The organism is Cytobacillus purgationiresistens, assembly GCF_030813235.1.
In the GTDB taxonomy this organism is placed as follows: domain Bacteria; phylum Bacillota; class Bacilli; order Bacillales; family Cytobacillaceae; genus Cytobacillus; species Cytobacillus purgationiresistens.
In genome coordinates this window covers 1-4,485 of record NZ_JAUSUB010000066.1, presented here as the reverse complement: position 1 = coordinate 4,485, position 4,485 = coordinate 1, and the positions used below count along the sequence as shown (strand labels likewise).

1 protein-coding gene is annotated in these 4,485 nt (G+C 39.0%); it reads right to left on the bottom strand.

Features of this window, described 5'->3' with window-relative positions:
- A partial coding sequence (locus J2S17_RS28610) for a non-ribosomal peptide synthetase (RefSeq protein WP_307480754.1) occupies positions 1-4,485 on the bottom strand: 4,485 nt, incomplete at both ends.

Genomic DNA, 4,485 nt, shown 5'->3' with positions numbered 1-4,485 from the left:
CTTCAAGATACCGAGTAAGCCTGCAACAGTTTCAGCTTTTCTTCCAGTAAGAATACCGACATGGTCTCCTGGGCGAATGCCATGAAGTATAAGATGCGTGGCCACTGAATTTGCCTGTCTAGAGAGTCCCTGATAGGAAACACGACGCTCTCCGCATACCAGCGCAGTTTCGAATGGACTGCGCATTGCTTGTTCTTCAACTAATTGATCAATTCGTTTATCTGTTGGAAAGGACATTTCTGTAGAATTGAAATCTATTAATATTTGCTTTTCTTCTTCCTTTGATAAGATATTCATAGTTGATAATAGATTGTCTGGATTTCCCATTATATATTCTAAGATTATTAAAAAATGCTTAGCCATTTTTTGTATGGTGTCATACTTAAATAACTGAGTACTGTATTCAAAATCTAGCATTAGGTTCCTTCCGTCATCTATTGTTTCTAAGGTAATATCAAATTTAGAAGTTTGATTTGTGATACTTATTGGACTAAATATATTATTTTCCTGCTCCTCTTTTTCACTTTCTCTAAGAAGGAATACAGTATCAAAGATGGCATTTCTGCTAGCATCCCTTTTTATATTTAATGTTTCTACAATTTTTTCAAAAGGATATTCTTGGTTATCAAATGCATCCAATACAACTTCTTTTGTTTGAAGAAGGAAGTCCCTAAAGGTAAGGTTGCTTTTAGGACTTACTCTCAAAGCAAGTGTATTTGCAAACATTCCGATTAAGTCCTGGACTTCCTCTTGGATTCTTCCAGAAATTACCGAGCCAATAATAATATCATCCTGGTTAGAGTACCTCGAGAGTAATACAGAATATGCTGACAAAAGTACCATATATAATGAAGTATTAGTATTTAAGGCGAACTTCTTAATCGTTCTAGTAAGTTCTTCATTAACTGATAGTTGATATCGATTTCCGATAAAATTATTCATAGCTGGCCTTTTAAAATCGACAGGTAATTCAAGTGTTGGCATTTCGCCCGTTAGACGTTCCATCCAATATTTTTCTTGTTTCAATAATCTTTCTGTTTTCATTTCACTTCTTTGCCATATTGCATAGTCTTTATATTGTATAGTCAGAGGAAATAACGATTCATTTTGATAAATCTTCATGAAGTCTTTTATGAGCACTTCCATTGACATTCCATCACTTATGATATGATGCATATCAAGTAGCAAAATGTAATCTCCTTTTTCAGTATGCATTAACTTCACCCTCATTAATGGAGAGTCCGTTAAGTCAAAAGGCTTTACAAAATCACTTATTTCTTTCTTTACATTTGCTTCTATTACATCACTTATACTTAAATCGACAACTGCCTCTTCACTCACCTTTTGAACTAGTACATCACCGTTCAATTTAAAGGACGTTCTTAATGATTCATGCCTTTTAACTAGGACAAAAAGTGCTTCATAGAGTTTATCTTCACTCAACTTTTCTTTCACCCTATATGCAGATGGGATGTTGTAGCTTAAGTTTGACTTATCAAACTGACTTATAATATATATTCTCTCCTGCGCAGAGGATGCTGGATAATAAAGGTTCTTTTCTACAGGAACTATACTGTTTTGTTCATTTTTATTCTTAGTATTTATATAACTGGCCATATCAGCGAGAATAGGAATTTCAAATATAATTCTTATAGGAAAGTCAAGTTTAAATTCTTTGCTTACCCTCGCAGCGAGATTGGCAGCTTTTAAGGAATGACCCCCTTTGTAAAAAAAATGATCATCAATTCCGATGGCATCAGAGTTGAGAACCTCTTTCCAAATTTTCACTAATCGCTTTTCTATAGGATTGCTAGGAGCTTTTCGAGTTGATTCTATTTCTAAGTTGAAATTCCCTAATGCTTGGCGATCTACTTTTCCATTTTTGGTTAACGGAAACTTTTCCAACCGAATAAAGTAGATTGGTATCATGTAATTAGGTAATCTCTTGGAAAGATAAGTCCTGATTTCAGAATCAACTATTTTTCCATTATTTTTTAAGAATGCACAGAGAAATTCAAATCCATCGGAATCTTTCCGTGTAAGAACCAAAGCGTCTTCGACCCCTTCAAGGTGAAGAAGTTGGGTTTCGATCTCCCCTAATTCGATGCGATGGCCTCTGATTTTAACTTGATCATCTATCCGCCCTAAATATTCGAGGCGGCCGTCTGGCAGCCAACGGGCTAGGTCGCCCGAACGATATAGTCGAGTGCCAGGTGCTAAGGGATGATCAATAAATTTCTCGGCAGTTAATGCCGGCTGATTTAAGTATCCTCTGGCTAACCCTTCTCCTGAAATACAGAGTTCTCCAGGGACACCAATCGGCTGTAATTCTCCCTTTTTTCCAAATATATATACTTTTGTATTAGCGATTGGTCTTCCGATAGATAAATTCACAGCGTCTTTTTCAATCATTCCGCTTGTCGCCACGACCGTATTTTCCGTTGGCCCATAATTATTCACTAACTGGAATCTAACCGGTCGATAACTCTTCAATTTGTCGCCACCTGTCAAAAGCACGCGCAAGGACTGGTTGTCCATGGCCAGGAACGGCTCGCATAGCGGAGTCGGTAAGAAGCTTATCGTGATTTGATGTTGTTCAAAGAACTCATTTAGTTCATACAAGTCTGTTCGTAATTCTTCTGGCACGATATAGAGTGAAGCTCCCTTTAGAAGGGGTGGAAAAATTTCCCACACAGAGGCATCAAACCCGAAACCAGCAAGTTTCGTGCATCGATCTTCCTCCGTAACTTTAAACTGTTCATTATGCCAGTGGCATAGATTTGAAAGCGAGTGATGCTCGACCATTACCCCTTTGGGGTAACCGGTAGTGCCAGAAGTATAAATAACATAAGCTAGCTGTTTGGGGTCATAGGTGAGTGAAAGGTTTTCAGATAATTCTCCGGTCCAACCTCTTTCTTCTAAAATCACTTGATGAGTAGTTCCTTTGAATCTTTCGCTCAAGTGTTTCTGGGTGATAACGAGTCGTGCTTGACTATCTGTCATCATATAGTGAATTCTTTCATCCGGATAGCTCGGATCTATTGGTATATAGGCACCGCCAGCTTTTAAAACCGCCAGTACAGCTAAAAACATGTCAGCGGATGGCTCAACCATGATGCCCACTATTTTTTCAGGACCTACGCCTTTTGCCTGTAGGTGTCGAGCTAGTTGGTTTACTTGCTTATTTAAATTTTTATAGGACCAAGTTTCATTTCTAAATGCTACTGCCATGTTTTGAGGGTTTTGCTTTACTTGGTTTTCAAACATTTCTATTATGGTTTGATCGAGATTATAATTCACTTTAGTTTTATTGAAGTTTTGAATGATTGAAGCTTCTCTTGTTGTTATAATTTGTATTTCGGAAACATTGATATTTGGAATTTTAGTTAGCTTATCTATTAACTGTGCAAAGTGTTTTTCTAGTCTACCGACTAGATCTACTGCATAGACGTTTGGATTATAACGAATCGTATATTTAAGTAACTCTCCTGGAACAATCACGACATTGAAATCATAGCTAGTCTGCTCAAATATCCCTTCATTTTGGATGTGAAGTCCTGCTTGCGTCCCCTTTTCAGCCATCATCTCTTCGTCAAATGGATAGTTCTCGACCACGAAGAGGTGGTCAATCAGTTCCTGACCCAGCTCACTTTCTGCTTGAATTTCCGCCAGTGAGAGAAAGCCATATTCCTGAGAAGCAACTACCTCCTCCTGCCTTTGTTTGACCAGCTCCGCAAAAGTCGTATCAGAGCCGAACTGGATACGAACCGGCAGTGTGTTAATGAATAAGCCAACAATGGATTCCACCCCTTTTACAGCTGGTGGTCTACCAGAAACGACAGTCCCAAACACCACATCTTCCTGCTGATTGTACCGAGATAGTAAGATACCCCAAACTGTTTGAAGGACCGTGCTCACCGTACTGTCCAGTTCACGGGCTACCTCTTCGAGTCTTTTGGTTTGGGCAGCTGTCAGGCTGGATTGGATTTCTTCTTGTTTGTAAGGAGAGGAAGGAACATTCTGTTTCTTTGGCAAACTCGCTTTTTCGCTGTAGCCTTTTAATTGTTCTTCCCAATATTCTTTTGCTTGATCTGTATCCTGCTCTTTGAGCCATTCCATGTACCGTCCATATGACTGTATGGGACCTAAGTCGACCTTACGGCCTTCTCTTCTTGCCGCATATACAGTTAAAAATTCTTGAAGGAGAATGCCCAGGCACCAGCCATCCATCAAAATGTGATGATGGCTCCAAATTAACACAAACGCTTCTTGTCCAGTTTGAAGCATCATAAGGCGCATAAGCGGCCCCTTCTCCAAGTTGAATCCTGCTTCTTTATCTGTTGTTTTCCAAGCATTGATTGCTTCTTGTTGGTCTTTCTTGTCCACAGCCAGAAGCGACACTTCTTTTACTTCAAGCGGCAGCTGTTTTAATACTAACTGTAATGGCTGATCTCCTTCCGTTGTAAAAACGGTTCGGAGAATATC